Origin of the sequence: Pseudomonas lundensis (genome assembly GCF_002269125.1) — a bacterium.
Lineage (GTDB): Bacteria > Pseudomonadota > Gammaproteobacteria > Pseudomonadales > Pseudomonadaceae > Aquipseudomonas > Aquipseudomonas lundensis_A.
This window is the reverse complement of sequence record NZ_NQKI01000003.1, coordinates 101,970-126,848: the sequence shown is the minus strand read 5'-3', so window position 1 is coordinate 126,848 and position 24,879 is coordinate 101,970. Positions and strand designations below refer to the sequence as shown.

General features: G+C 58.8%; 25 protein-coding genes. 10 read left to right on the top strand and 15 right to left on the bottom strand.

Going from position 1 to position 24,879, the window contains the following annotated elements; all coding sequences use genetic code 11:
- Positions 1 to 283 precede the first annotated feature (283 nt).
- A complete protein-coding gene (locus CJF39_RS03615; protein ID WP_094992182.1) occupies positions 284 to 610 on the bottom strand; it encodes a DUF1820 family protein in 327 nt (108 codons plus the stop codon).
- A 132-nt stretch (positions 611 to 742) separates the two neighbouring features.
- On the opposite strand from CJF39_RS03615, the gene miaB reads away from it, so the two are divergent.
- The 5 genes from miaB (at position 743) to lnt (ending at position 6,160) form a co-directional block, all read left to right on the top strand.
- Entirely contained in the window at positions 743 to 2,071 is a 1,329-nt protein-coding gene (miaB, locus tag CJF39_RS03610; protein WP_094992181.1) for a tRNA (N6-isopentenyl adenosine(37)-C2)-methylthiotransferase MiaB, read from the top strand.
- Between the two features lie 191 nt (positions 2,072 to 2,262).
- Positions 2,263 to 3,282 (top strand): PhoH family protein, encoded by a 1,020-nt coding sequence (locus CJF39_RS03605; protein ID WP_094992180.1) that lies wholly within the window; start codon positions 2,263 to 2,265, stop codon positions 3,280 to 3,282.
- Positions 3,275 to 3,733, top strand: coding sequence for an rRNA maturation RNase YbeY (ybeY, locus tag CJF39_RS03600; RefSeq protein WP_094992179.1), 459 nt, complete (start codon positions 3,275 to 3,277; stop codon positions 3,731 to 3,733). The genes CJF39_RS03605 and ybeY overlap by 8 nt, the downstream gene beginning before the upstream one ends.
- A gap of 41 nt (positions 3,734 to 3,774) precedes the next feature.
- Positions 3,775 to 4,614 (top strand): HlyC/CorC family transporter, encoded by an 840-nt coding sequence (locus CJF39_RS03595; RefSeq protein WP_094992178.1) that lies wholly within the window; start codon positions 3,775 to 3,777, stop codon positions 4,612 to 4,614.
- Between the two features lie 22 nt (positions 4,615 to 4,636).
- The gene (gene lnt, locus CJF39_RS03590) at positions 4,637 to 6,160 is read left to right on the top strand and encodes an apolipoprotein N-acyltransferase (RefSeq protein WP_094992177.1); all 1,524 of its coding nucleotides are present in this window, start codon (positions 4,637 to 4,639) and stop codon (positions 6,158 to 6,160) included.
- 74 nt (positions 6,161 to 6,234) lie between these two features.
- On the opposite strand, the gene CJF39_RS03585 is transcribed toward lnt, so the two are convergent.
- Together CJF39_RS03585 and CJF39_RS03580 are read right to left on the bottom strand one after the other, a co-directional pair.
- Positions 6,235 to 6,996: a YdcF family protein gene (locus tag CJF39_RS03585; RefSeq protein WP_094992176.1), complete on the bottom strand. Its 762-nt coding sequence runs from the start codon at positions 6,994 to 6,996 to the stop codon at positions 6,235 to 6,237.
- 155 nt (positions 6,997 to 7,151) lie between these two features.
- The gene (locus CJF39_RS03580) at positions 7,152 to 7,445 is read right to left on the bottom strand and encodes a hypothetical protein (RefSeq protein ID WP_094992175.1); all 294 of its coding nucleotides are present in this window, start codon (positions 7,443 to 7,445) and stop codon (positions 7,152 to 7,154) included.
- Between the two features lie 236 nt (positions 7,446 to 7,681).
- Between CJF39_RS03580 and leuS the strand changes: the two genes are divergently transcribed.
- The 5 genes from leuS (at position 7,682) to CJF39_RS03555 (ending at position 13,698) form a co-directional block, all read left to right on the top strand.
- Positions 7,682 to 10,288 carry a leucine--tRNA ligase gene (leuS, locus tag CJF39_RS03575; RefSeq protein WP_094992174.1) on the top strand — a complete coding sequence of 869 codons (2,607 nt, stop codon included), beginning with the start codon at positions 7,682 to 7,684 and terminating at the stop codon, positions 10,286 to 10,288.
- A 90-nt stretch (positions 10,289 to 10,378) separates the two neighbouring features.
- Positions 10,379 to 10,984, top strand: a complete 606-nt coding sequence (gene lptE / locus CJF39_RS03570; protein ID WP_094992173.1) for an LPS assembly lipoprotein LptE — start codon at positions 10,379 to 10,381, stop codon at positions 10,982 to 10,984.
- A 42-nt stretch (positions 10,985 to 11,026) separates the two neighbouring features.
- Positions 11,027 to 12,064, top strand: a complete 1,038-nt coding sequence (gene holA, locus CJF39_RS03565; protein WP_094992172.1) for a DNA polymerase III subunit delta — start codon at positions 11,027 to 11,029, stop codon at positions 12,062 to 12,064.
- Between the two features lie 129 nt (positions 12,065 to 12,193).
- Positions 12,194 to 12,343, top strand: coding sequence for an alternative ribosome rescue factor ArfA (gene arfA, locus CJF39_RS03560; protein WP_003444166.1), 150 nt, complete (start codon positions 12,194 to 12,196; stop codon positions 12,341 to 12,343).
- A 50-nt stretch (positions 12,344 to 12,393) separates the two neighbouring features.
- Positions 12,394 to 13,698, top strand: a complete 1,305-nt coding sequence (locus CJF39_RS03555) for a lytic murein transglycosylase (protein WP_094992171.1) — start codon at positions 12,394 to 12,396, stop codon at positions 13,696 to 13,698.
- Between the two features lie 37 nt (positions 13,699 to 13,735).
- Here CJF39_RS03555 and CJF39_RS03550 read toward each other — a convergent pair whose 3' ends face one another.
- From CJF39_RS03550 to nadD, 12 genes are all read right to left on the bottom strand, one after another.
- Positions 13,736 to 14,689: a S66 peptidase family protein gene (locus CJF39_RS03550; RefSeq protein WP_094992170.1), complete on the bottom strand. Its 954-nt coding sequence runs from the start codon at positions 14,687 to 14,689 to the stop codon at positions 13,736 to 13,738.
- Positions 14,690 to 14,693: 4 nt separating this feature from the next.
- Positions 14,694 to 15,734, bottom strand: coding sequence for a lipoyl synthase (gene lipA, locus CJF39_RS03545; protein ID WP_094992169.1), 1,041 nt, complete (start codon positions 15,732 to 15,734; stop codon positions 14,694 to 14,696).
- A 1-nt stretch (position 15,735) separates the two neighbouring features.
- Complete coding sequence (lipB, locus tag CJF39_RS03540) at positions 15,736 to 16,389, bottom strand: lipoyl(octanoyl) transferase LipB (RefSeq protein WP_094992168.1); 654 nt, start codon at positions 16,387 to 16,389, stop codon at positions 15,736 to 15,738.
- Positions 16,389 to 16,664 (bottom strand): DUF493 domain-containing protein, encoded by a 276-nt coding sequence (locus CJF39_RS03535; protein WP_094992167.1) that lies wholly within the window; start codon positions 16,662 to 16,664, stop codon positions 16,389 to 16,391. The genes lipB and CJF39_RS03535 overlap by 1 nt, the downstream gene beginning before the upstream one ends.
- Before the next feature lie 79 nt (positions 16,665 to 16,743).
- Positions 16,744 to 17,901 (bottom strand): D-alanyl-D-alanine carboxypeptidase family protein, encoded by a 1,158-nt coding sequence (locus CJF39_RS03530; protein ID WP_094992166.1) that lies wholly within the window; start codon positions 17,899 to 17,901, stop codon positions 16,744 to 16,746.
- Positions 17,902 to 18,077: 176 nt separating this feature from the next.
- Positions 18,078 to 19,076, bottom strand: a complete 999-nt coding sequence (locus CJF39_RS03525) for a septal ring lytic transglycosylase RlpA family protein (RefSeq protein ID WP_094992165.1) — start codon at positions 19,074 to 19,076, stop codon at positions 18,078 to 18,080.
- Positions 19,076 to 20,098: a lytic murein transglycosylase B gene (gene mltB, locus CJF39_RS03520; protein WP_169963967.1), complete on the bottom strand. Its 1,023-nt coding sequence runs from the start codon at positions 20,096 to 20,098 to the stop codon at positions 19,076 to 19,078. The genes CJF39_RS03525 and mltB overlap by 1 nt, the downstream gene beginning before the upstream one ends.
- Before the next feature lie 5 nt (positions 20,099 to 20,103).
- The gene (rodA, locus tag CJF39_RS03515; RefSeq protein WP_170047043.1) at positions 20,104 to 21,207 is read right to left on the bottom strand and encodes a rod shape-determining protein RodA; all 1,104 of its coding nucleotides are present in this window, start codon (positions 21,205 to 21,207) and stop codon (positions 20,104 to 20,106) included.
- Positions 21,208 to 21,238: 31 nt separating this feature from the next.
- Positions 21,239 to 23,134 (bottom strand): penicillin-binding protein 2, encoded by a 1,896-nt coding sequence (gene mrdA / locus CJF39_RS03510; RefSeq protein ID WP_094992162.1) that lies wholly within the window; start codon positions 23,132 to 23,134, stop codon positions 21,239 to 21,241.
- Positions 23,135 to 23,146: 12 nt separating this feature from the next.
- Positions 23,147 to 23,614 carry a 23S rRNA (pseudouridine(1915)-N(3))-methyltransferase RlmH gene (gene rlmH / locus CJF39_RS03505; RefSeq protein ID WP_003444191.1) on the bottom strand — a complete coding sequence of 156 codons (468 nt, stop codon included), beginning with the start codon at positions 23,612 to 23,614 and terminating at the stop codon, positions 23,147 to 23,149.
- Positions 23,615 to 23,623: 9 nt separating this feature from the next.
- On the bottom strand, positions 23,624 to 24,118 hold the full coding sequence (rsfS, locus tag CJF39_RS03500; RefSeq protein WP_047279125.1) for a ribosome silencing factor: 495 nt from the start codon (positions 24,116 to 24,118) through the stop codon (positions 23,624 to 23,626).
- Between the two features lie 70 nt (positions 24,119 to 24,188).
- On the bottom strand, positions 24,189 to 24,878 hold the full coding sequence (nadD, locus tag CJF39_RS03495) for a nicotinate-nucleotide adenylyltransferase (protein ID WP_094992161.1): 690 nt from the start codon (positions 24,876 to 24,878) through the stop codon (positions 24,189 to 24,191).
- Between the last annotated feature and the right edge of the window lies 1 nt (position 24,879).

The following is a 24,879-nucleotide window of genomic DNA, read 5'->3' as shown; positions in this document are numbered from 1 at the left end:
TGACAGTGCGAAGACCAAACAACCACCACGCAACAGACAATCGAAGAATAGGCTCAAACAGCGTCACAGCGATAAATATTCCCGCCGGACGAGTACTAAATATCAATAGGCATATTCTTATATAACAACTCAACCGGCCGCTCCTTGTACGGCGAACATTAATATCCACCCGTTACACAGGATCCGCTGCAAATTGCTTTCGTATTCGATTGCACCGACGCTGGACGCATTGAAAGCGCCCAGGCTTTACAAGAGGTAGGAAGCTGCCATTCCAGCAGAAGCTTTACTTCTCCGGCATCGGAAACGGGAACGGCATCACATTGCCTACGCCCCGCGCTTCGCTGATTTTCGGCGTGCCCAGGCGTTCTACTTCGTCGATGCGCACGATCGAATGCATCGGCACAAAGCTGCGCACCACGCCTTCGAATTGGGCCTTGAGTTTTTCTTCACTCGGGTCGACGACCATTTGCGTGCGCTCACCGAAGACGAACTCTTCTACCTCCAGGAAACCCCACAGATCACTTTGATAGATCTGTTTGGCGTACATCTCGAACACCTGTCCCTGGTTGAGGAAAATCACCTTGTAGATTGGAGCTTCACGTTTGGTCATGGTGGGCGGGTAAACATCTGAAGGTATAAAAGAGGGCGCGAACTATAGCATAGCCTCCAGACGCACAGCGCTAGGAAGCAACGGCCATGCCCCCTATAATGTGCGGTTCTTTGAACCACTTGATGAACACCCATGGCCAAGAAGCTTTACATCGAAACCCACGGTTGCCAGATGAATGAGTACGACAGCTCACGCATGGTCGATCTGCTGGGTGAACATCAGGCCCTGGAAGTCACGGCGCGCGCCGAAGACGCTGATGTGATCCTGCTCAACACCTGCTCCATCCGCGAACGTGCCCAGGACCGGGTCTATTCGCAACTGGGCCGCTGGCGCGAGCTGAAACTGGCCAATCCGGAAATGGTGATTGCCGTCGGCGGCTGCGTGGCGAGCCAGGAAGGCGCGGCGATCCGAGACCGCGCCCCATACGTGGACGTGGTGTTCGGTCCGCAGACCCTGCACCGCCTGCCTGAAATGATTGATGCGGCGCGCATCACCAAGCTGCCGCAAGTCGACGTTTCATTCCCCGAAATCGAAAAATTCGACCATTTGCCGGAACCGCGCATCGATGGCCCAAGCGCCTATGTCTCGGTCATGGAAGGCTGCAGCAAGTACTGCACGTTCTGCGTGGTGCCTTACACCCGCGGTGAAGAGGTCAGCCGACCATTCGACGATGTACTGGCAGAAGTGATCCACCTGGCCGAAAACGGCGTCCGTGAAGTGACGCTGCTCGGACAAAACGTGAACGGCTATCGCGGCCTGACCGAAGACGGTCGTCTGGCCGACCTGGCTGAGCTGATCCGCGTGGTGGCTGCCGTCGACGGCATCGAGCGTATTCGCTACACCACCTCACACCCGCTGGAGTTCTCCGACAGCCTGATCCAGGCTCACGCTGAAGTCCCGGAACTGGTCAAGCACCTGCATTTGCCGGTGCAATCGGGCTCGGACCGCATTCTGTCGGCAATGAAGCGCAACCACACCGCACTGGAATACAAGTCCAAGCTGCGCAAGTTGCGGGCAGCCGTGCCGGGCATCTGCATCAGTTCGGACTTTATTGTCGGCTTCCCGGGCGAAACAGAAAAAGACTTCGAGCAAACTATGAAGCTCATTGAAGACGTCGGCTTCGACTTCTCCTACTCCTTCGTTTACAGCCAGCGCCCGGGCACCCCGGCCGCCGATTTGGCTGACGAGACGCCAGAAGAGCGCAAGAAGGAGCGTCTGAATGCTTTGCAACATCGCCTCAACCAGCAAGGCTTCGAGATCAGCCGACAAATGGTGGGCTCCGTCCAGCGGATTCTGGTGACGGATTACTCGAAAAAAGACCCCGGCGAACTGCAAGGGCGCACCGAGAACAACCGCATCGTTAACTTCCGCTGCGATAACCCGCAGTTGATTGGCCAGTTTGCCGATGTGCATATCGATGCCGCTCAACCCCACTCGCTGCGGGGCTCGCTGCTGAACTGAACCTATTTGTAGTCGCTGACCCAAGATCCTCACGGCCTTCGATGCTAAAGGTGTGCTTACGCCTTGCGCGCACTCACAGCGGGCGTCAGCGACTACAGATTTTACGTGGTATCAGTAAGCCCTTTCGTCCATGACCTGCTAGCGTTATCCTTCAAACCATCTCAATTGCCTCAGGGCGGCTAAAAACGACTTTGAACGCACCCATCGAACCACATCGTTTTCTCCTCGAGCCTTTTGAGGCTCGCCGCTTCGCCAATCTGTGCGGGCTTTTCGACGAGCATTTACGTTTGATCGAACAGCGTCTGGCCATCGAAATCCGCAACCGCGGCAATCAATTCGAATTGATCGGCGACCCCAAAATCACCTCTTCGGCAGAACACCTGCTGCGCCGTCTTTACCGCGAAACCAAAGCGACCGAGCTTTCGCCGGACATGGTGCATCTGTTCCTGCAAGAATCTGCCGTCGAAGACCTGGCCAGCAATCCCGTGGCCGATCCCAGCGTTTCGCTGCGCACCAAAAAGGGCATGATTCGTCCTCGCGGGATCAATCAGCAGCGCTACGTCAAAGAAATTCTGGGCAATGACATCAACTTCGGTATCGGGCCGGCTGGCACAGGTAAAACCTACCTGGCCGTGGCCTGTGCTGTGGACGCCCTTGAGCGCGAGCAAATCCGGCGCATTTTGCTGGTCCGCCCGGCTGTCGAAGCGGGTGAAAAGCTCGGGTTCCTGCCTGGCGACCTGTCGCAAAAAATCGACCCGTACCTGCGCCCTTTATATGACGCCCTGTACGAGATGCTCGGCTTTGAATACGTCGCCAAGCTTATCGAGCGCCAGATCATTGAAGTCGCGCCGCTGGCTTACATGCGCGGCCGTACGCTGAACAACAGCTTCATCATCCTCGACGAGAGCCAGAACACCACTGTCGAGCAAATGAAGATGTTCCTGACCCGTATCGGCTTTGGCTCCACCGCCGTGATCACCGGTGACATCACCCAGATCGACCTGCCTAAAGGCACCAAATCCGGGCTCAACCATGTCATTGAAGTGCTCAAGGACGTACCGGGCATCAGCTTTACGCATTTCCAGTCCAAAGACGTCGTGCGCCATCCGCTTGTGCAACGCATCGTGGAGGCTTATGGCCGCTACGAGCAGGAAGCTGCCGACAAACTGGCCGCTCTGCCAGCCGCCAAGGATTACCGCCACGATGCTTGAGCTTGACCTGCAAAGGGCGACCGAGGCTTGCACGCCGGACAAAGCCCAGTTCCGCCAGTGGTGCGAACTGGCCTTGCGCCAACGCACCGCCGACTCGGAAATGACCCTCCGTCTGGTGGACGAAGAGGAAGCCCGTGAACTGAACAACACATGGCGCGGTAAAAACTACGCCACCAATGTGCTGTCTTTTCCGGCCGATGTGCCCGACGAACTCCTCGATATCCCGCTACTTGGCGACCTGGTGATCTGTGTCGCCGTGGTTGAGCGCGAAGCCGCTGAACAAGGTAAGGAACTTGAGGCCCATTGGGCCCATCTAGTGATTCATGGCTGCTTGCATCTTCTGGGTTACGACCATATAGACGATGACGAAGCAGAAGAAATGGAAGCACTGGAACGAACGTTGCTAGCAGAACTGGGTCATCCTGACCCGTATGCAGACGACGAAAACTGATTAACACCACTGAAACTACCAAGGGATACGAGTAAATCGCTATGAGCGAAGACCGATCGAGCAACGGGCAAAAGTCGTGGTTGGGTAAGCTGACCCAGGCCTTTGCCCATGAGCCGAAAAACCGTCAGGAGCTGCTTGAGCTGCTGCGCGAAGCACATCAGAACAAACTGCTGGACAGCGAAGCGCTGGCCATCGTCGAAGGCGCCATTCAAGTGGCTGACCTGCAAGTACGGGACATCATGGTGCCGCGCTCGCAGATGATCAGCATCAAGGCGACTCAGACACCCCGCGAATTTCTCCCGGCGATCATCGACGCTGCGCACTCGCGCTATCCGGTGATCGGCGAAAGCCACGACGACGTGCTCGGCGTGTTGCTGGCCAAAGACCTGCTGCCGCTGATCCTTCAAGAGAACGGCGACAAGTACAACATCAAGGATTTGCTGCGTCCGGCGACGTTTGTTCCCGAGTCCAAGCGCCTTAACGTGTTGTTACGTGAGTTTCGAGCCAACCATAACCACATGGCCATCGTCATTGACGAGTACGGCGGCGTGGCCGGCCTGGTAACGATTGAAGACGTTCTGGAACAGATCGTCGGCGACATCGAAGACGAGCACGATGTCGAAGAAGACAGCTACATCAAGCCGCTGCCAAGCGGTGATTTCTTGATCAAGGCCCTGACCCCTATCGAAAACTTCAACGCGTTTTTCGACAGCGACTTCTCCAACGACGAGTTCGACACCGTTGGCGGTCTGGTCATGAGTGCGTTCGGGCACTTGCCAAAACGTAACGAAACCACTGAAATCGGCCCATACCGCTTCCGCATCCTCAATGCTGACAGCCGCCGTATTCACTTGATTCGCCTGACGCCTATCGCCCGCTAAACCTCCAATACCAAGGATTGAAATGCGCTGGATAACCTCCCCCGGCTGGCCCGGTAACTTGCTGGCTGTGGTAGCCGGCGCACTGACCACCCTGGCGTTGGCACCCTATGACATCTGGCCGCTGGCACTGGTCGCCCTGGCCCTGTTCTACCTCGGCCTGCGTGACCTGTCGCCTCGCCATGCGCTAGGCCGAGGCTGGTGCTTTGGCTTCGGGCTGTTTGGCGCGGGCACCAGCTGGATCTACTACAGCATTCACAACTTTGGCGGCGCGTCGGTAATGCTGGCGGGCCTGCTGATGCTGGCATTCACAGCCGCCATTGCCTGGTTCTTCGCTTTACCCGCATGGTTATGGGCACGCTGGATTCGCCGCAACGAAGCGCCGCTGGCTGACGCACTGGCCTTCGCCGCACTGTGGGTAATGCAAGAAGCCTTCCGCGGCTGGTTCCTGACGGGTTTCCCCTGGCTTTACTCCGGTTACAGCCAGCTCGATGGCCCCTTGGCCGGGCTTGCGCCGCTGGGCGGCATGTGGCTGATTTCCTTTACGCTGGCGCTCACCGCCGCTTTGCTGTGCAACCTGCCACGCCTGATTCAGGCTAAACGCAAAGCTTTCATCGCGGCGGGTACCGTGCTGCTGGTCGGCCCGTGGTGCATCGGCATGGCCCTCAAGCACCATGCATGGACCAGCCCTTCGGGCGATCCGCTGAGCGTGGCGGCGATTCAGGGCAATATCGAACAAAGCATGAAATGGGACCCGGCGCAGTTGAATGCACAACTGGCCCTGTACCGCGACATGACGTTCAACTCCAAACGGGTCGATCTGATCGTCTGGCCTGAAACCGCGATTCCGGTGCTCAAGGAAAACGCCGAAGGCTACCTGTCGATGATGGGCCGCTTTGCTGCCGACCGCCACTCAGCGCTGATAACCGGCGTGCCGATCCGTCAGGAAGTACGCCATGAACCGCGCTTCTTCAACGGCATCACAGCCGTGGGCGAAGCGGATGGCACGTACCTGAAACAAAAACTGGTGCCGTTTGGCGAATACGTGCCGTTGCAGGATGTGTTGCGCGGGCTGATCGCTTTCTTCGACCTGCCGATGTCCGATTTCGCTCGCGGGCCTGCGGACCAGACGTTGCTGCAGGCCAAGGGCTATCAGATCGCACCGTTTATTTGCTACGAAGTGGTGTACCCGGAGTTCGCCGCCCGTTTGGCGGCCAAGAGCGATGTGCTGCTGACCATCAGCAACGACACCTGGTTCGGCACCTCGATTGGTCCGCTGCAACATTTGCAGATGGCACAGATGCGCGCCCTCGAAGCCGGCCGCTGGATGATCCGGGCAACTAACAACGGCGTCACCGCGCTGATTAACCCTTATGGGCAAATCACGGCGCAAATTCCACAGTTCGAACAGGGGATCCTGTACGGCGAAGTCGTACCGATGCACAACCTCACGCCGTACCTGCAATGGCGTTCATGGCCGCTGATCATCCTGTGCGGGGTGTTGATCGGCTGGGCCCTGATTACCAGCCGGATTGCCAAGACGGTGTGACGCGCACGCCTGACCCGCCCGTCAGCGACTGCAGGCACTGCCCCCTGTAGTCGCCTGTCATCCGTCACTGGCCATCAACGATAAAACAATGGGTAAGCCACTTGGCCTACTGCTTCGTTGAGCAATTGCCCGGACTGCCAGATCGATTTGAATTCTGGCATCCAGCCGCCCAAAGGCCGTGCGTTGTCACGACCTAAAAAGCCTACCGGCGCGGGCACGACTTCAAACCCGGCCTTTTCGAAACTCCAGACCGAACGCGGCATGTGCCACGCTTGTGTGACCACAACCACGCGCTTGATGCCCTGAGGCAGCAAGAGATCGGCAGTCATTTGTGCGTTTTCCCACGTCGTGCGGCTGCGTTCTTCTTTCCAGCGTACGTCCACGCCGAAATCATCGCGCAGGGAGTCAGCCATTAACTGCGCTTCACTCGGCGGCGTCCCGTAATGCAGGCCGCCAGTGGTCAAGAGCGGCAACCCGGAAGCCTTGGCCAGTCGGGCCGCATAGCGCTGACGCTCAAGCCCTGTGCCCGTTGGTTGATCGCTGCCCCAAGCGGGGTCACCCCGCTCTCGACCGGAACCCAGTACGACAATGGCATCGGCACGCGTGGCCAAGGACGACCACTCGCTTTGCGCCAGTGCCGGCTCACGCTCCAGTGCGCGGGCGCTCCATTGCACCACCACGGGCAGGCTCATCAACCAGAAGCCACCGATCCCCACGGCAAACAAAGCCCCGGCCAATCGCGGTCGCGAACGACGCAGCCACCACGCGAGCACAAGGATCACCAAGAGAATGCCGGGCGGCAGAAGCAATTGTTTAACGAAATATCGAATAGGCATCGAGCATCTCCAAAGATGCCCGAAGCCTAAGGGGGTTGATCCGATGCAACAACAGGCACGTGAGTGACTTGAACATAAACGCCTGTTTTATCAACCCTGGACACGTAGGTGACGCCACTCACATGTATCACGGGCTCACGGTATAAAAGGCCGCTCTAGCCCTTGGCTTGCCTGACCCGATCCTTCAGCCAGATGACATTGGCTGCCGCTGGGGTTTGCTGCACAAAACTGCTGCCATGCGAACGTCTATCCACCTCGCGTTCGCTCCGGTTTAAATACGCGTTAATCAACTCCAGTTCTGCATGACTCAAGCCTCGCAATTCCACTTCGACAGGGTGTTCGTTACGTAATTGCTCTGCCGTTTTCGCTGAATCAAGAGCCACATCCAAACGATTAATCAAACGCTCATACACCTTTGACGTTGTTGCTTTGCGTTGCGTTTTTGCCATCCGTTCACCTCATTGAAGGAAATCAATCTCCCCTGAGAGCAAGCTTAGTCGCGCGCACAAAACCGGTGCGGTGCAGCGACCAACGGAAGGACGAGGCAATCAGGGTTTCCCTCGATAGAGTGGGGTCATGTATGCTACGGGACTTCCTGTAACCCCTACTCCAACTTGACCGGGCAACACAATAGCCGGCCGTATGTTGAAGAGGATTAGGCCACCCTTTATCAGTACAAGTAGCCATGCACGAACAATATCAGCCCCGTGAAATAGAAGCCGCCGCCCAATCATTCTGGGACAACCAAAAGTCCTTCGAAGTCAGCGAAGATCCAGGCAAGGAAACCTACTACTGCCTGTCGATGTTCCCGTACCCGAGCGGCAAGCTACACATGGGGCACGTGCGCAACTACACCATCGGCGACGTGATCTCCCGTTACCAGCGCATGCTCGGCAAGAACGTATTGCAACCCATGGGGTGGGACGCCTTTGGCATGCCGGCTGAAAACGCCGCGATGAAGAACAACGTCGCTCCGGCCAAGTGGACGTACGAAAACATTGAATACATGAAGACCCAGCTGCGCAGCCTGGGTCTGGCGGTTGACTGGTCGCGTGAAATCACCACCTGCAAGCCGGATTACTACCGCTGGGAACAATGGCTGTTCACTCGCCTGTTCGAAAAAGGCGTGATTTACCGTAAAAACGGCACCGTGAACTGGGACCCGCTGGACCAGACCGTTCTGGCCAACGAGCAAGTGATCGACGGCCGTGGCTGGCGCTCGGGTGCGCTGATCGAAAAGCGTGAAATCCCGATGTACTACTTCAAGATCACGGCATATGCCGATGAGCTGCTTGAAAGCCTCGACGAGCTGACGGGCTGGCCTGAACAGGTCAAGACCATGCAGCGCAACTGGATCGGCAAATCCCGCGGCATGGAAGTCCAGTTCCCTTACGACGTCGACTCCATCGGCGAAGAAGGCACACTCAAGGTCTTCACCACCCGCCCTGACACCCTGATGGGCGCCACCTACGTGGCCGTGGCTGCCGAGCACCCGCTGGCCACTCAGGCGGCGCAGTCCAACCCCGAGCTGCAAGCGTTTATCGCAGAATGCAAAGGCGGCAGCGTGGCAGAAGCCGACATGGCGACCCAAGAGAAAAAGGGCCTGCCGACCTCGCTGTTCGTTGAACACCCGCTGACCGGCGAGAAACTTCCGGTATGGGTCGCCAACTATGTGTTGATGCACTACGGCGACGGCGCGGTAATGGCTGTGCCGGCGCACGATGAGCGCGACTTCGAATTCGCCACCAAATACGGCCTGCCGATCAAGTCGGTCGTTCGCACCAGCGCGGGCGACGCCTCCCCTGCGCCTTGGCAGGACGCGTACAACGAACACGGTCCACTGATCAATTCCGGCGAGTTTGACGGTCTGGAATTCGACGCAGCCTTCACGGCCATGGAAGCTGCCCTGACGGCCAAAGGCCTGGGCCAATCGCGCACCCAGTTCCGCCTGCGCGACTGGGGCATCAGCCGTCAGCGCTATTGGGGTTGCCCGATCCCGATCGTTCACTGCGACAGCTGCGGGGACGTACCGGTGCCGGAAGACCAATTGCCGGTCGTCTTGCCTGAAGACGTCGTACCCGATGGCGCCGGTTCACCATTGGCCCGCATGCCGGAATTTTACGAATGCAGCTGCCCGAAATGCGGCGCGCCGGCCAAGCGTGAAACCGACACCATGGACACCTTTGTCGAGTCGTCGTGGTACTACGCACGCTATGCCTCGCCTCACTACGAGGGCGGTTTGGTCGAGAAGTCCGCTGCCGACCACTGGCTTCCGGTCGACCAATACATCGGCGGTATCGAGCACGCCATCCTGCACCTGCTCTACGCACGCTTCTTCCACAAACTGATGCGCGATGAAGGCCTGGTCAGCTCCAACGAGCCGTTCAAGAACCTGCTGACCCAAGGCATGGTGATTGCAGAAACGTATTACCGTCGCGAAGCCAACGGCGCCCTGACCTGGTTCAACCCGGCAGACGTCGAGCTGGAGCGTGACAGCAAGGCCAAAATCATCGGCGCCAAGCTGATCAGCGATGGCCTGCCGGTTGAAATTGGCGGCACTGAAAAAATGGCCAAGTCCAAGAACAACGGTGTTGACCCGCAATACATGATCGAGCAGTACGGCGCCGATACCTGCCGCCTCTTTATGATGTTCGCGTCGCCACCTGACGCCAGCCTTGAATGGTCGGACTCCGGCGTTGAAGGCTCGCACCGTTTCCTCAAGCGTGTATGGCGTCTGGCGCAAGCTCACGTCAGTCAGGGCCTGCCCGCTGCACTGGACATCGGCTCGCTCAATGACGATCAAAAAGTCATCCGTCGCGCCATTCACCAGGCCATCAAGCAAGCCAGCCAGGACGTAGGCCAGCACCACAAATTCAACACCGCCGTTGCGCAAGTGATGACCGTGATGAACGTCCTGGAAAAAGCCCCGCAAGCTACCGAGCAAGACCGCGCCCTGTTGCAGGAAGGCCTGGAAACCGTTGCCCTGTTACTGGCTCCGATCACCCCGCACATCAGCCATGAGCTGTGGAATCAGTTGGGTCACATCGGCGCCATCATCGACGCACCTTGGCCGACGCTGGACGAAAGCGCGTTGGTACAGGACACGCTGCAACTGGTGATTCAGGTTAACGGTAAACTGCGCGGCCAGATCGAAATGCCTGCCGGTGCCAGCCGTGAAGAAATTGAAGCGGCTGCCCGCGTCAACGAAAACGTACTGCGTTTCACCGATGGTCTGACCATCCGTAAAGTGATCGTCGTGCCGGGCAAACTGGTTAATATCGTCGCCAGCTAAATTGGAACAGGCGCCCGCCTTGAGTGCGGGTGCCCAACAAAACCTTCCGGGCCGCTCCGTCGGCCCATCTGGTTTCAAGGGGAGCAACACATGATCAAACGCAACTTGCTGGTGATGGGCCTCGCAGTCTTGCTGAGCGCCTGCGGCTTTCAGCTGCGTGGCACCGGCACCAATCAGCTGTCGATTACCGAACTCGACGTAACAGCCCGTAACGCTTACGGCGATACCGTGCGTGAGTTGCGACAAGTGCTGGAAAACAGCGGCGTGAAAATCACCTCCGCTGCGCCTTACCACTTGATCCTCACCAACGAGCAAGACACCCAGCGCGCTGCCAGCTATGCCGGCAACGGTGGCTCGGTGGAATACGAATTGACCAAAGTGCTGAACTACGAAATCCGTGGCGATCACAACTTGCCGTTGCTCAACAACAAGATCGAAGTGCACAAGGTCTACCTGCAAGACAGCAGCAACATCACCGGTTCTGGCCAGGAAGCGGCCATGGTCAACACTGAAATGCGTCGCGAGCTGGTGCAACAGATGGTGCTGCGCCTGGAGCAACTGACTCCTGAGCAACTGGCCAAGCTGCAACAAGTGGCTGATGAGAAAGCCAAGGCTGAAGCCCAGGCCATCGAAGCTGCACGTCAGGCGCAAGATGCGATCCCTCAGCAGTCGCCCCTCGAAGTCCCTGAGCAATAAGGTATACGGGGCGCTCAGGCGCCCCGTCATCTATCAAGCCCTATGAAACTCGCCCCCGCCCAACTCACCAAACACCTGCAAGGCAGCCTGTCGCCCGTCTACATCATCAGCGGCGACGACCCGCTGCTGTGTCAGGAAGCCGCAGACGCCATCCGCAGCAACGCCCGCCAACAAGGGTTTGATGAGCGTCAAGTATTCAGTGCCGACGCCAGTTTCGACTGGGGTTCGTTGCTGCAGGCAGGCGCAAGCATGTCGTTGTTCGCTGAAAAACGCTTGCTGGAGTTGCGATTGCCGTCCGGCAAGCCCGGCGACAAAGGCGCAGCAGCCCTCATCGAATATTGCTCGCGCCCCGCAGAAGACACCCTGCTGCTGATCAGCCTGCCAAAACTCGATGGCAGCGCGCAGAAAACCAAATGGGGCAAGGCGCTGATTGAAGGCGCCCACACTCAGTTCGTACAAATCTGGCCGGTGGACGCGAATCAATTGCCCCAATGGATTCGTCAGCGACTGTCGCAGGCAGGACTGGCGGCGACCCATGATGCAGTGGAACTGATTGCCGCACGGGTGGAAGGCAACTTGCTGGCAGCCGCTCAGGAAATCGAAAAGCTCAAACTCATGGCTGAAGATGGCCAGATCACTGTCGAGACCGTGCAAGCCGCGGTAGCCGACAGCGCCCGTTTTGATGTGTTCGGGCTGGTGGACGCGGTGCTCAACGGTGAGGCAGCCCATGCGTTGCGCATGCTGGAAGGCTTGCGCGGTGAAGGCGTCGAGCCACCTGTGATCCTTTGGGCGCTGGCTCGCGAGCTACGGGTCTTGGCCAACATTGCCCTGCAATACAGCCAGGGCACTCCGTTGGACAAGGCGTTCAGCCAGGCACGCCCGCCCGTGTGGGACAAGCGTAAACCGCTGATGAGCAAAGCCCTGCAACGTTATTCGGCGCAGCGCTGGGCGCAACTGTTGATGGACGCGCAACGCATCGATGCACAGATCAAGGGGCAAGCCGCAGGCTCTGCCTGGAGCAGCCTCAGCCGATTAGCGCTGCTGATGTGTGGGCAACGTCTGAATTTGCCAGCGGAATAACCAGCTGCTCTAGGTAGCCGCTGTAAAAGCACCCAGGTGCCTGTCAACGCCCGCACGTAACACCCGCTGGACAGATCAAACAATCTGGCCGATGATTTGCGCTTGTTCAACCCAGCGAGAATCATTGCCATGAGCAAGCGCCCCAACAAGGCCAAATCCATCGTCGCCCAACCCTTGTTCCGCAGCCGTCAGGAACGCCCCGCCAAAGGCAAAGGCAGCTACCGCCGCGAAGCCTTCCAGTCGAGAGACCGGGAGGCTTTTTACTTTCTGGCTGCCTGACGGCGGGAATGTTAAGGTCTGCATCTGATTCGCATTACCTGGACCTGCGCATGCCCTTAAGTCATAAACGCCGTTGGCCGATGCGCCAACTGATTGCTGCTTCCAGCGTCATCCTTTTAGTCGCCTGCGCAGAGAAACCCACCGCAGCCGATGCTCAACCCCTGCCTGTGACGCCTCCCGCGCCCGCGGTGATTACCAGCGCGCCAGTTGCAGACAACCTTGAAATCCAGCCCGCCCAAAGCTTCAGCGAATGGCAAGCCAACTTCCGTGCGCAAGCCCTGAAGGCCGGGATCAACCCGCTGGTTTTCGATAACGCCTTCAAAGACATCACCCCCGACATGGGTGTCATCAAGGCTGACCGTAGCCAGCCCGAATTCAGCCGCCCGGTGTGGGAATACCTCGACGGCGCCCTTTCTCCGCTGCGCGTGCGCAATGGCCAGCGATTGCTGGAGCAAAATGCCGAGCTGCTGACCCGTATCGAACAGCGCTACGGTGTTGATCGTCAGGCACTGGTGTCGGTGTGGGGCATGGAAAGTAACTTCGGTACCTTTCAAGGCAACAAATCGGTGATCCGCTCCCTGGCCACACTGGCGTATGAAGGTCGCCGCCCGGAGTTCGCCCAAAGCCAACTGATCGCTGCGCTGAAGATCATTCAAGAAGGCGATATCTCGCCCGAGAAAATGCTCGGCTCATGGGCCGGGGCTATGGGCCAGACCCAATTCATCCCCACCACCTATGAAACCCATGCGGTGGATTTCGACGGCGATGGTCGTCGGGATATCTGGAACAGTTCGGCAGACGCGCTGGCCTCCACGGCCCACTACCTGCAAAGCTCCGGCTGGAAACAAGGCCAGCCTTGGGGGTTTGAAGTCGACCTGCCGAGCGGGTTTGACTACGCATTGGCGGACGGCACGGTGCGTAAAAGTGTCAGCGAATGGCAGGTGCTTGGGGTTCAGGTGCCTGTGACTGCAAGCGGCTCAGAACAACTGAGCGCCACTTTGTTGCTGCCCGCCGGGTACAGGGGACCGGCATTTTTAGTGCTGGATAACTTCCGTGCCATCCTGCGCTACAACAACTCTTCATCTTATGCGCTGGCTGTGGGCCTGCTGTCTGAGCGCTTTAATGGCGGTGGCGTCATCAAAGGTGATTGGCCTAAAGATGAGCGCCCACTCAGCCGCAGCGAACGCGTCGAGCTGCAAACGTTACTGAGCAACCGCAATTACGACGCAGGCAAGGCTGACGGCATTATCGGAGCAAATACCCGCAAGGCGATTCGCAGCGCGCAACAAGCGCTGGGCTGGCCCGCTGATGGCTACCCTTCGCACAAGTTGCTGGAGAGTTTGCGCCAACAATAAGCGGCTTTCAGGCCGGCCCTCTCCCCCAGGGAGAGGGTCACGGCGCGATGGAAACGACGTCCTGCTCTAACACCAACTGCTGTTTATCTGCATCCAGACGCACGTGCGCGCCCATTGGCAAGGTCAGGTTCGGGTCGCAATGCCCGCTGCGCCATCCAGCGAGTACTGGGATACCCAGAGGCCCCAGTTCCTGCCCGATCAGTCGCATCAACGCCTGAGGGTCCACCCCGGCCACATCCCCCACCAATACGCCCCGAACCTGTGCCAACTTGCCTGCCAGCCGCAACTGGGTGAGCAAACGATCAATCCGGTACAGCGGTTCGTTAACGTCTTCAATGAACAAAATGATGCCGTCTGCGTCCAGCTCGAATGCGGTGCCAAGCGTGCCGCAGATCATGGCCAGGTTGCCGCCCAGCAATCGCCCACTGGCCACACCCGGCGCCACGGTGGTCAACGCAAAGGCGGCGGGATGGGTCAAAACGGCGGCTTGTCGGCCACTGATCATGTCCAGCAGTGAGGTTTCAGTCGGCGCCTGTTTATTGCCCAGCAAGTCGGCATTAAGCATCGGCCCGTGAAAAGTCACGAAGCCTGCATAACGGGTGATTGCCAGGTGCAGCGCCGTAATGTCGCTGTAGCCGATAAACGGTTTGGGATGGCGCTTAAGGCACTCGAAGTCGATGCCATCGAGTAAACGCGGGCTGCCATAGCCGCCGCGCATGCATAAAATCGCGTCAATGCTGTCATCTGCAAAGGCGTCGTGCAGGTCCTGCAGTCGGGTGGTATCAGCGCCCGCCAGGTAACCGTCTTTTTCCCATACCCCCGGAAAGACCCGCAGTTGATAACCGCGTGCCTGTATCCATTGGGTGGCAAGGTGAAGATCGAGTTCGGCGGGGCCTGCCGGGGCGATCAGGCCGATCACCCCGCCAGCACGCAGCGCGGGCACCGCGCAGTGAGCCTTGTAAGACACCTGCGCGGTGAACCGGCTATTCATGGAGTCACTCACTGACCAGCATGTTTTTGACCAGTTTGGCCTGCTCATCCGCGTGGTACGACGAACGAACCAGCGGTCCGGAAGCAACGTTTTTGAAACCCATTTTGTAACCTTCCTCAGCGAACCAGGCAAAGGTGTCAGGGTGCACGAAACGCTGAACCGGCAAGTGGCTGCGCGACGGTTGCAGATACTGGCCAAGAGTCAGCATGTCGATATCGTGCTCACGCATGCGCTTCATCACTTCGATGACTTCTTCATCGGTTTCGCCCAGGCCCAGCATCAGGCCGGATTTGGTCGGGATATGCGGCATCATTTGTTTGAAGCGTTGCAGCAATGTCAACGACCACTGGTAATCCGAGCCCGGACGCGCAGCCTTGTACAAGCGCGGTACGGTCTCGAGGTTGTGGTTGAACACGTCAGGCGGCTCGGCGGCCGTGATGTCCAGGGCTACGTCCATACGGCCACGGTAATCGGGCACCAGGGTTTCAAGCAGGACGTTGGGTGACAGCTTGCGGATTTCGCGGATGCAATCAGCAAAATGCTGAGCGCCGCCGTCACGCAGGTCGTCACGGTCTACCGAGGTGATGACCACGTACTTCAAGCCCAGGTCAGCAATGGCGATGGCCAGGCTTTCAGGCTCATTGACGTCCAGAGGCTTCGGTCGACCATGGCCCACGTCACAGAACGGACAGCGACGGGTGCAGATATCGCCCATGATCATGAAGGTGGCAGTACCGCCCGAGAAGCACTCTCCCAGGTTCGGGCAGGACGCTTCTTCGCAGACGCTGTGCAGTTTGTGTTTGCGCAGCAGTTGCTTGATACGGTCGACTTCCGGCGAAACCGGGATGCGTACACGAATCCAGTCAGGCTTTTTCGGCAACTCGGTGGTCGGAATGATTTTGACCGGGATACGCGCAACCTTTTCGGCACCGCGCAGTTTGACGCCGGTCTCAACCTTGGAACGGGCCTCGCTGGCGCGGGCTGCACGTTCAGAGATGTCCAGCGTAGGGATCAGGGTTTCAACAGCGTCTTGCGCAGTAGTCATATCAATCGATTCCGCCCGTCAGGGTCGTCTGCTCAGCATAGTCGAGGTGTTTGACGAGCTGCGCACGCAGCCGGGCACGCACCTCGGCAAATTCAATCGGGCCTGTATGGTCACGCAACTGGGTCATCGCCAGCCCCGCGTATCCACAGGGGTTAATCCGTCGAAACGGTTCCAGGTCCATGTCCACATTCAGGGCCAGGCCATGGAAAGAGCAGCCATTGCGGATCCGCAAGCCCAATGAGGCGATTTTCGCGCCATTCACATAAACCCCCGGCGCATCGGGCTTGGCCTCGGCACTGACGCCATAACTGGCGAGCAGCTCGATCAGGCAGCGCTCCATCCGGCTGACCAGTTCGCGGACCCCAAAGCCCAGACGCCGCACGTCCAGCATCAGGTAAGCGACCAACTGGCCAGGCCCGTGATACGTCACCTGGCCGCCGCGATCCGATTTGACCACCGGAATATCACCCGGTAACAGCAAGTGCTCGGCCTTGCCGGCCTGCCCCTGGGTAAATACTGGCGGATGCTCTACCAGCCAGATTTCGTCTTGCGTCTCGGGCCGGTCTTTGCGCTGGTCGGTAAAACGTTGCATCGCCAGCCAAGTGGGCTCGTAGTCCAGCACCGACAACTCGCGAAAACCCAGGGCCCGCGACATCACAACACCATGTGAACGAAGCCGGTGGCCCGCAGTTCGCTGTTGATGTTGTACAGCTGGTCTTGATCCGTGGCCACAATGTGCAACTGGATGGTGGTGTACTTGCCGTTGGTGCTCTGGCGCTCGTCAACACGATCATCGTTGATCGTCGCGTGTTTTTTCACGATCACGAGGATTTTGTCCTTGTTGCCCACACCGGTGTCACTGATCACCTTAATCGGGTAATCGGTTTGAGGAAATTCGATCTTTGGCGCCTTTACTTCGTTATCGCTCATGGCGTATTGGCCTCGTAAGCCCGGAACTACAGACATGACCCCGCGCCGGGTAAGCGCAGGGTCACACAGGTGGGTGCAATCAGTTGAACAACCCGTAGAAGAATAGACGGATGCTATCCCACACGCGGCGGAAAATGCCACCTTCCTCAACCGGCTCAAGTGCGATCAAGTCCGCACTGTGAACAACTTTATCGTCGAGTTTGACTTCAACCTTACCGATCACGTCACCTTTGGCGATAGGCGCCATCAGTTGCGGGTTCATGGTCATGCTCGCGGCCAGCTTTTTCAATTGGCCTTTAGGCAGGGTCAGGGTCAGGTCGTTGGCCAGACCGGCTTTGACCTGGCTGGTGGTGCCTTTCCAGACGGGAGCTTGCGCCAGCTCGGTGCCTTTTTGATAGAAGGTCTGGGTTTCGAAGAAGCGGAAACCGTAGGTCAGCAGTTTTTGCGTTTCGGCCGCACGGGCCGCTTCGCTGTTGGTGCCAAACACCACGGCAATCAAACGCATGCCGTCACGTACTGCCGAAGACACCATGCAGTAGCCCGCTTCGTCGGTGTGACCGGTTTTCAGGCCGTCAACCGTCTTGTCGCGCCACAGCAACAGGTTGCGGTTAGGCTGCTTGATGCCATTCCAGAAGAACTCTTTCTGCGAGTAGATCGCGTAGTGAGTGGGGTCTTCGTGGATGATCGCGCGGGCCAGCAGCGACATGTCATGCGCCGACGAATAGTGCTCAGGGTTTGGCAGACCGGTCGGGTTCATGAAGTGGCTATTGGTCATGCCCAGCTCGGCGGCGGTCTTGTTCATCAGGTCCGCGAACGCATCTTCACTGCCGGCAATGTGTTCAGCCAATGCAACACTGGCGTCGTTACCCGACTGAATGATGATCCCGTGCAGCAGATCGCTGACCGACACTTGGGAGCCGACCTTGATGAACATGCGCGAACCACCGGTGCGCCAGGCGTTCTCGCTGACGGTGACCGGGTCGTTCTCACCGATCTGGCCACGACGGATTTCCAGCGTCGCAATGTACGCGGTCATCAGTTTGGTCAGGCTGGCTGGGGGCAGGCGCTGGTCGCCATTGTTCTCAACCAGCACGTTGCCACTATTGGCATCCATCAGCACGTAGGATTTGGCGGCAAGCTGTGGCGGCGACGGCATCATTTCGGCTGCCCAGGCGGCAGGCGTAATGATCAGCGGGACAAGCAGGCACAGGCGTTTGGCAAAGGTGGTGATGTTCATCCGTCTCTCGAAATTGTTGATGGAAACTTACCCTCGCGGGCAAAACTGTTCTGACAGCCCTGTTATAGAGGCTGTCGCGTATTCAGTTGCAGGCACCCCCTCGCAGGGCTTTTGTTCTTTGTCGCTGCAACTGCGTTTGAGCCCCAAACCTTCAGGGCCCAACGCGTTAATCAGTGTTACTGATCCGATGTCACAACGCTTGGCTGGCCCAGATTGGCCAGTCTCACGCTGTTTTGCGCTTGCTGTACTTCGCCGGCCGAGGCAATCGGCCCCAGCCGCACACGGTGCAAGGTCTGCTGATTGCGCACAATCGAGCTGATAAATACGGGGGCACTGACCATGCCACTGAGCTTGGAACGAAGCAACTCTGCAGCATCCGGGTTGGCAAAGGCGCCGACCTGCAAGTACGTGCCCTGACCGCCAGCCATACGCGGCACTGGCACGACATCAGTAGCGTGCTGCTGCGCAGGCGGCGTCCATTGCTCCACCTTGCCGGTGGCGATGGTAGGGCCCGGCGCATTCTGGGCCATTTTCGGCTCATTGAGCATCAACGGCGCAGGTCGACCGCGCTGCGCCCACCATTGTTGCGGGTCGATGCCTTCCACCTTGACGCGCGCCGTTCCGGTTTCGGCATAACCGAGCTTTTTGGCCGCTGCGTAGGACAAGTCGATGATACGGTCCGAATAGAACGGGCCACGGTCATTAACCCGCAGCACCACGGCTTTACCGTTGTCCAGATTGGTCACTTTGACGTAGCTGGGCAGCGGCAAGGTTTTGTGCGCTGCGCTCATGCCGTACAGGTCATACACCTCGCCATTGGCGGTGTTCTGACCGTGAAACTTGGTGCCGTACCAGGACGCCGTGCCCGAGGCCACGTATGTCTTGGATTCTTGCATCGGGAAATAGGTTTTACCCAGCACGGTATACGGGTTGGCCTTGTACGGTCCGGTGTGCAGGGTTGGCGTCGCGTCCGGGATACGCGAGACGTCTACGTCCCACCACGGTGCGCCGTCCTTGTGCGCCCGGTTGATATCCAGACCGGGGGTGGCGCGCACCACAGGGGCCGACTTTTGCTGCGGCGCGGTAGAGCGACTGCTGGAACAACTCACCACCAGCAATGCGACGGCGGCGCAGGCAGCGACTTTCAAGGGTGTACGGATCGCTAGAAACGGCATTACTTGTTGCCCCGTGCTTGAACCAGCAGGTCGGACAGTTGGTGCACTGCCATGGCGTACATCACGCTACGGTTGTAACGCGTAATCGCATAAAAATTCTTCAGGCCCATCCAGTATTCAGGGCCGTTATCGCCTTCGAGACGGAAAGCGGTGACCGGCATGTCGTCACGCAGCGCATCATGACTCGACCACCCCAGCGCTCGCAACTCCCCGACTGTTTTCACAGGCTCAATACCCTGGGTCAGGCCTTGGTCTGCGCTATCACCCTGGACATCGGCGCGAATCACCACCGGCTCCCCCGCGACCCAACCATGGCGCTTGAAGTAGCTGGCCACACTGCCAATGGCGTCGTCCGGGTTGCTCCAGATATTAATGTGGCCGTCGTTATCAAAGTCCACGGCATAGGCGCGGAAGCTGCTCGGCATAAACTGCGGCAAACCCATTGCTCCGGCGTACGAACCTTTGAGGGTCAGCGGATCAACCTGTTCCTCGCGGGCCAGCAGCAAAAATTCGCGCAGCTCTTTGCGGAAAAACTCAGCACGCGGCGGGTAATCGAAGCCCAGCGTCGACAACGCGTCGATCACCCGGTAGCTGCCCGTGTTGCGGCCGTAGAAGGTTTCAACGCCGATAATCGACACAATCACTTGCGCCGGTACGCCATATTCCTGCTCGGCGCGGGCCAGCGCGGCTTCGTGCTCACGCCAAAAATCGACACCACGTGCCACGCGGGCATCCGAAATGAAGATCGGGCGGTATTCCTTCCACTGCTTGACGCGCTCGGCCGGGCGCGAAATGGCGTCCAGGATGCTCTGCTTGCGCTGAGCCTCACGGAATACGTCCATCAGCTGTTCACCGGCGAACCCGTAATCGCGGGTCATCTCACCGACAAATTCAGCCACTTGGGGCGAGCCTTCATAGTCGCCGGCCACTGCGCTTTGCGCCGCCCCGAACAGACCCAACAGGCCTACCCAGGACGCGTATCGAGCAGCCCAGCCACGCATTACTTGCATTGAATTCTTCACCTTAATCAAACTTGCGCGATCCACTTGCGATGTGTGTGGATCGACATCAAAACCCCAAACGCTGACAGCAGCGTCACGAGCGAAGTTCCGCCGTAGCTAATGAACGGCAATGGCACGCCCACCACCGGCAACAGGCCACTGACCATACCGATGTTGACGAAAACATAAACAAAAAACGTCATGGTCAGGCTGCCCGCCAGCAATTTACCGAACAGCGTCTGCGCCTGGGCCGTAATCACCAGGCCGCGACCGATCAACAACAGGTAAATCAGCAGCAAGGCACAAATGCCCACCAGGCCGAACTCTTCGCCCATGACCGCGATAATGAAGTCGGTGTGGCTTTCGGGCAGGAAGTCCAGGTGCGACTGGGTGCCCAGCAACCAGCCTTTGCCAAACACGCCGCCTGAGCCGATGGCGGCCTTGGATTGAATGATGTTCCAGCCGGTGCCCAGCGGATCGCTTTCAGGGTCCAGGAAGGTCAATACGCGCTGCTTCTGGTAGTCGTGCATCACGAAAAACCACATGGCCACAGCGACCGGGACCGTGGCCGCCAGCACGCTGAGAATCCAGCGCCAGCGCAGGCCGCCCATGAACAGTACAAACGCGCCGCCGGCCAGTACCAGCAGCGCAGTGCCGAGGTCGGGCTGACGCACAATCAGCGCAAAGGGCACGCCAATCAGCATGAGGCTGATTGCCACGTGTTTGAGTTGGGGCGGCAGCGTGCGCTTGGAGAGGTACCAGGCGATGGTCGCTGGCATCAGGATCTTCATGAACTCCGAAGGCTGGAAGCGGATCACCCCCGGAATGTTGATCCAGCGCGTAGCGCCCATGGCGTTGTGGCCCATGACGTCCACCACCACCAGCAGCAACACGCCGATCAGGTAGCCAACCGGCACCCAGCGCGCCATGAAGCGGGGTTCAAGCTGGGCAATGATGAACATGGACACCAGACCGATACCAAACGAAGTGGCCTGCTTGCTCAGCAGGTCCCAGCTCTTGCCGCTGGCGGAGTACAGAACAAACAGACTGCCGGCCGCCAGGGTCAACAGCAAAATCAGCAGCGGGCCGTCAATGTGCAAGCGCTGCAACAGCGAGGCACGTCGACGCATCACATCCTCACTGGAGAGCATGCGATCAAAATTACTCATCACGGGCCGTAACCTCCGCCTTTGAAGGGCTGGCGTACTCAGGTTTGAGCTTGCCTTGTGCATCCAGCAACCAGGCATCCATGACCTTGCGCACGACCGGCGACGCGACGCGGCTGCCCGCCTCGCCGTTTTCAATCATGACCGAGACCGCAATCTGCGGGTTGTCAGCCGGGGCAAAGCCTACGAACAATGCGTGGTCGCGATGGCGCTCCTGAACTTTGGAGCGGTCATATTTTTCGCCCTGCTTGATCGCCACCACCTGCGCCGTACCACTCTTGCCAGCGATCAGGTATTGCGCACCAACGCCCGCCACCCGCGCCGTCCCACGTGCGCCATGCACCACTTGCTGCATGCCGTGGGTGACCTTGGCCCAGTTGGACGGGTCACGCAGCACGATGTCGGGCATCGGGTTCGGGTCAACGGGCGGTACGCCTTCAATGGTCTTGGCCAGGTGCGGACGGATCCATTTGCCCTTGCTGGCAATCAGTGCCGTGGCCTGGGCCAGTTGCAGGGGTGTGGACTGCATGTAGCCCTGGCCGATGCCCAGAATCAGGGTTTCGCCAGGGAACCATGCCTGGCGCCGCGTCGCCCGCTTCCACTCGCGGGACGGCATCAGACCGGCGGACTCTTCGAACATGTCGAGCGAGACTTTCTGGCCGATACCAAACTGATTCATGTACGACGACAGACGATCAATCCCCAGCTTGTGGGCGAGGTCATAAAAGTAGGTGTCGTTGGAACGCATGATCGCCGTGTCCAAGTCCACATAGCCATCACCGCTGCGGTTCCAGTTACGGTACTTGTGATCGTAATTGGGCAGCATGTAGTAGCCAGGATCGTAGACCCGTGAAGCACCGGTAATCACACCGCTGTCGAGTCCGGCAATCGCCACCGCAGGCTTGATGGTCGAACCCGGCGGGTAAAGCCCGCGCAAGATGCGATTGAACAGCGGACGGTCGATCGAATCGCGCAATTCGGCATACGCCTTGAAGCTGATACCGGTGACAAACAGGTTGGGGTCGAAGCTAGGCTGACTGACCATCGCCAGGACTTCGCCGGTATTCGGATTCAACGCCACCACGGCGCCACGTCGCCCGGCCAGCGCTTCCTCGGCAGCTTCCTGCAATTTGATGTCGAGACTGAGCACGATATCTTTGCCGGGAATCGGGTCCGTTCGCTTGAGCACGCGCAACACGCGGCCGCGGGCGTTGGTCTCGACCTCTTCGTAACCCACCTGACCGTGCAGCTCAGCTTCATAGAAGCGCTCGATGCCGGTTTTACCAATGTGATGGGTGCCGCTGTAATTCACCGGATCGAGGGTTTTAAGTTCTTTCTCGTTGATCCGCCCCATGTACCCCACCGAATGCGCAAAGTGCGCGCCCTGCGGGTAGTGACGTACCAGTTGCGCAACCACTTCAACCCCGGGCAGGCGGAACTGGTTCACGGCAATTCGGGCGATCTGTTCTTCAGTGAGCTCAAACAGAATGGGCACCGGCTCGAAGGGCCGACGCCCCTGCCGCATCCGCTTTTCGAACAAGGCGCGGTCTTCCGGCGTGAGCTGCAACACCTCGACAATCACATCGAGCACTTGCTGCCAGTCACCGGAACGCTCGCGGGTCATGCTCAGGCTGAAGCTGGGCCGGTTGTCCGCGATCACCACACCGTTGCGGTCAAAAATCAGGCCGCGTGTCGGGGGGATCGGCTGCACGTGCACCCGGTTGTTTTCAGACAGGGTCGAGTGGTACTCGTACTGCACGACTTGCAAGTAGTACAGACGCGCAATCAGCGCACAAATGAGCGCCACCACCACAATTGCGCCGACCACGACGCGGCTGCGCACAAGACGTGCGTCTTTCTCGTGGTCTTTGAGGCGAATTGGCTGAGACATTCGGGACGCTGACTATTTGTGATAAGGGTGCCCGGACAAAACCGTCCAGGCGCGATACAACTGCTCACCAATCAGAATCCTTACCAACGGGTGCGGCAACGTCAACGGCGACAGCGACCAGCGCTGATCGGCACGTGCACAGACTTCCGGCGCCAGCCCTTCGGGGCCGCCGACCATAAAGTTCACGGTGCGCGAGTCCAGGCGCCAGCGGTCCAGTTCGACCGCCAGCTGCTCGGTGCTCCAGGGTTTGCCATGCACTTCCAGCGTGACAATGCGCTCGCCCGGACCGACCTTGGCCAGCATGGCCTCGCCTTCCTGACGGATGAAGCGGGCCACGTCGGCATTCTTGCCGCGGGTATTGAGCGGTATTTCTACCAGTTCAAGGGCCAGCTCGGATGGCAGGCGCTTGGCATACTCATGCCAGCCTTCTTCCACCCATTTAGGCATACGCGAACCGACAGCGATCAAACGCAGGCGCACAGCTAACCCTTACTCTTGGTCTTTGTTGAGCTTGAGGAAATGCTCGTGGGTGTTTTCCGGGCTGTGGTGAGCAGCGCTGCCTGCACGGCTTTGTTCCGCACCGGCCCACAGACGCTCCAGGTCGTAGAACTGACGTGCACTGGCGGTCATCATGTGAACGATCACGTCGTCCATGTCCAGCAGAACCCAGTCGCTGTCGCCCTTGCCTTCTTCGCCCAACGGTTTGACACCCAGTGCCTTGACCGCTTCGCGAACCTTGTCCAGCATCGCGCCGATCTGACGGTTCGACGTACCGGTGGCAATGATCATGAAGTCGGTGATGCTGTGCTTGTCGCGCACGTCGATCACTTGAATGTCCTGAGCCTTGACGTCTTCCAGAGCCGTCACGGCCACTTTGACCAGTTCTTCGCCTTTCAGGATTTCAGTCGGCTGGGCTTTTTCAGGCAGGGGTGCGCTCTTGAACGTGCCTTTGCGCTTAACTTTGCTTACATCTTTGTTGGTCATATAAAACTCGTTTTGCTCGTATGTTCGGGTGTTTCAATACACGTCAAATCGCGCCTTGAAACACGCCTTTTCAGTTCGACGCACGGTACAGTCCGTGCGCATCGATGTAGGCCAGGACCGCGTCGGGCACCAGATAACGTACCGACTTACCGCTGGCCAGCAGTTGACGGATCTGGGTGGCGGATACCGCGAGCGGTGTCTGCCAGACGAATGCAATCTGTCCGCTCGGCCCTTTCAAGGCCAGCGGGTCGCTTACCGAGCGCGCTGCCAGCAGGTTGCGCAAGGCATCCGGCGGTTCGCTGTCGGCATCCGGGCGCTGAAGCACCAGGATATGGCAATGCTGGAGCAACTCTTCCCAGCGGTGCCATGTGGGCAGGCCGCAAAACGCGTCCCAACCCAGCAATAAAAACAACTGGTCATCAGCGGCCAGTTCGGCGCGCATCAGTTCCAGGGTGTCAATGGTGTAGGACGGCTTGTCCCGTTGCAGTTCCCGGGCGTCTACCACCAGCGTAGCCACTCCTTCAACCGCGCACTGGACCATCGCCAGACGATCATGCGCCGACACCTGTGGCGTGTCGCGATGGGGCGGCCGGGCGTTGGGTGTCAGACGCAGCTCATCGAGTTCCATCATCTCGGCAACTTCCAGCGCGCCGCGCAAATGCCCGATGTGCACCGGATCGAAGGTTCCACCCAGGACGCCTATGCGCCGGGGTAACGCGTCGTTCTTCGCTGCGTGCGCGGACGCTTCAAGGTCGATCAAA

Excerpts from the sequence above, each read along its gene's own strand:
- CJF39_RS03525 (WP_094992165.1), bottom strand. The coding sequence starts at position 19,076 with ATGCCGTTTCTAGCGATCCGTACACCCTTGAAAGTCGCTGCCTGCGCC.
- arfA (WP_003444166.1), top strand. The coding sequence starts at position 12,194 with ATGAGCAAGCGCCCCAACAAGGCCAAATCCATCGTCGCCCAACCCTTG.
- lipA (WP_094992169.1), bottom strand. The coding sequence starts at position 15,734 with ATGACTACTGCGCAAGACGCTGTTGAAACCCTGATCCCTACGCTGGAC.
- lnt (WP_094992177.1), top strand. The coding sequence starts at position 4,637 with ATGCGCTGGATAACCTCCCCCGGCTGGCCCGGTAACTTGCTGGCTGTG.
- CJF39_RS03555 (WP_094992171.1), top strand. The coding sequence starts at position 12,394 with ATGCCCTTAAGTCATAAACGCCGTTGGCCGATGCGCCAACTGATTGCT.
- leuS (WP_094992174.1), top strand. The coding sequence starts at position 7,682 with ATGCACGAACAATATCAGCCCCGTGAAATAGAAGCCGCCGCCCAATCA.
- CJF39_RS03615 (WP_094992182.1), bottom strand. The coding sequence starts at position 610 with ATGACCAAACGTGAAGCTCCAATCTACAAGGTGATTTTCCTCAACCAG.
- CJF39_RS03580 (WP_094992175.1), bottom strand. The coding sequence starts at position 7,445 with ATGGCAAAAACGCAACGCAAAGCAACAACGTCAAAGGTGTATGAGCGT.
- holA (WP_094992172.1), top strand. The coding sequence starts at position 11,027 with ATGAAACTCGCCCCCGCCCAACTCACCAAACACCTGCAAGGCAGCCTG.
- lipB (WP_094992168.1), bottom strand. The coding sequence starts at position 16,389 with ATGTCGCGGGCCCTGGGTTTTCGCGAGTTGTCGGTGCTGGACTACGAG.
- CJF39_RS03535 (WP_094992167.1), bottom strand. The coding sequence starts at position 16,664 with ATGAGCGATAACGAAGTAAAGGCGCCAAAGATCGAATTTCCTCAAACC.
- CJF39_RS03550 (WP_094992170.1), bottom strand. The coding sequence starts at position 14,689 with ATGAATAGCCGGTTCACCGCGCAGGTGTCTTACAAGGCTCACTGCGCG.
- CJF39_RS03585 (WP_094992176.1), bottom strand. The coding sequence starts at position 6,996 with ATGCCTATTCGATATTTCGTTAAACAATTGCTTCTGCCGCCCGGCATT.
- lptE (WP_094992173.1), top strand. The coding sequence starts at position 10,379 with ATGATCAAACGCAACTTGCTGGTGATGGGCCTCGCAGTCTTGCTGAGC.
- CJF39_RS03595 (WP_094992178.1), top strand. The coding sequence starts at position 3,775 with ATGAGCGAAGACCGATCGAGCAACGGGCAAAAGTCGTGGTTGGGTAAG.
- CJF39_RS03530 (WP_094992166.1), bottom strand. The coding sequence starts at position 17,901 with ATGAACATCACCACCTTTGCCAAACGCCTGTGCCTGCTTGTCCCGCTG.
- rodA (WP_170047043.1), bottom strand. The coding sequence starts at position 21,207 with ATGCGTCGACGTGCCTCGCTGTTGCAGCGCTTGCACATTGACGGCCCG.
- ybeY (WP_094992179.1), top strand. The coding sequence starts at position 3,275 with ATGCTTGAGCTTGACCTGCAAAGGGCGACCGAGGCTTGCACGCCGGAC.
- miaB (WP_094992181.1), top strand. The coding sequence starts at position 743 with ATGGCCAAGAAGCTTTACATCGAAACCCACGGTTGCCAGATGAATGAG.
- rsfS (WP_047279125.1), bottom strand. The coding sequence starts at position 24,118 with ATGACCAACAAAGATGTAAGCAAAGTTAAGCGCAAAGGCACGTTCAAG.
- mrdA (WP_094992162.1), bottom strand. The coding sequence starts at position 23,134 with ATGTCTCAGCCAATTCGCCTCAAAGACCACGAGAAAGACGCACGTCTT.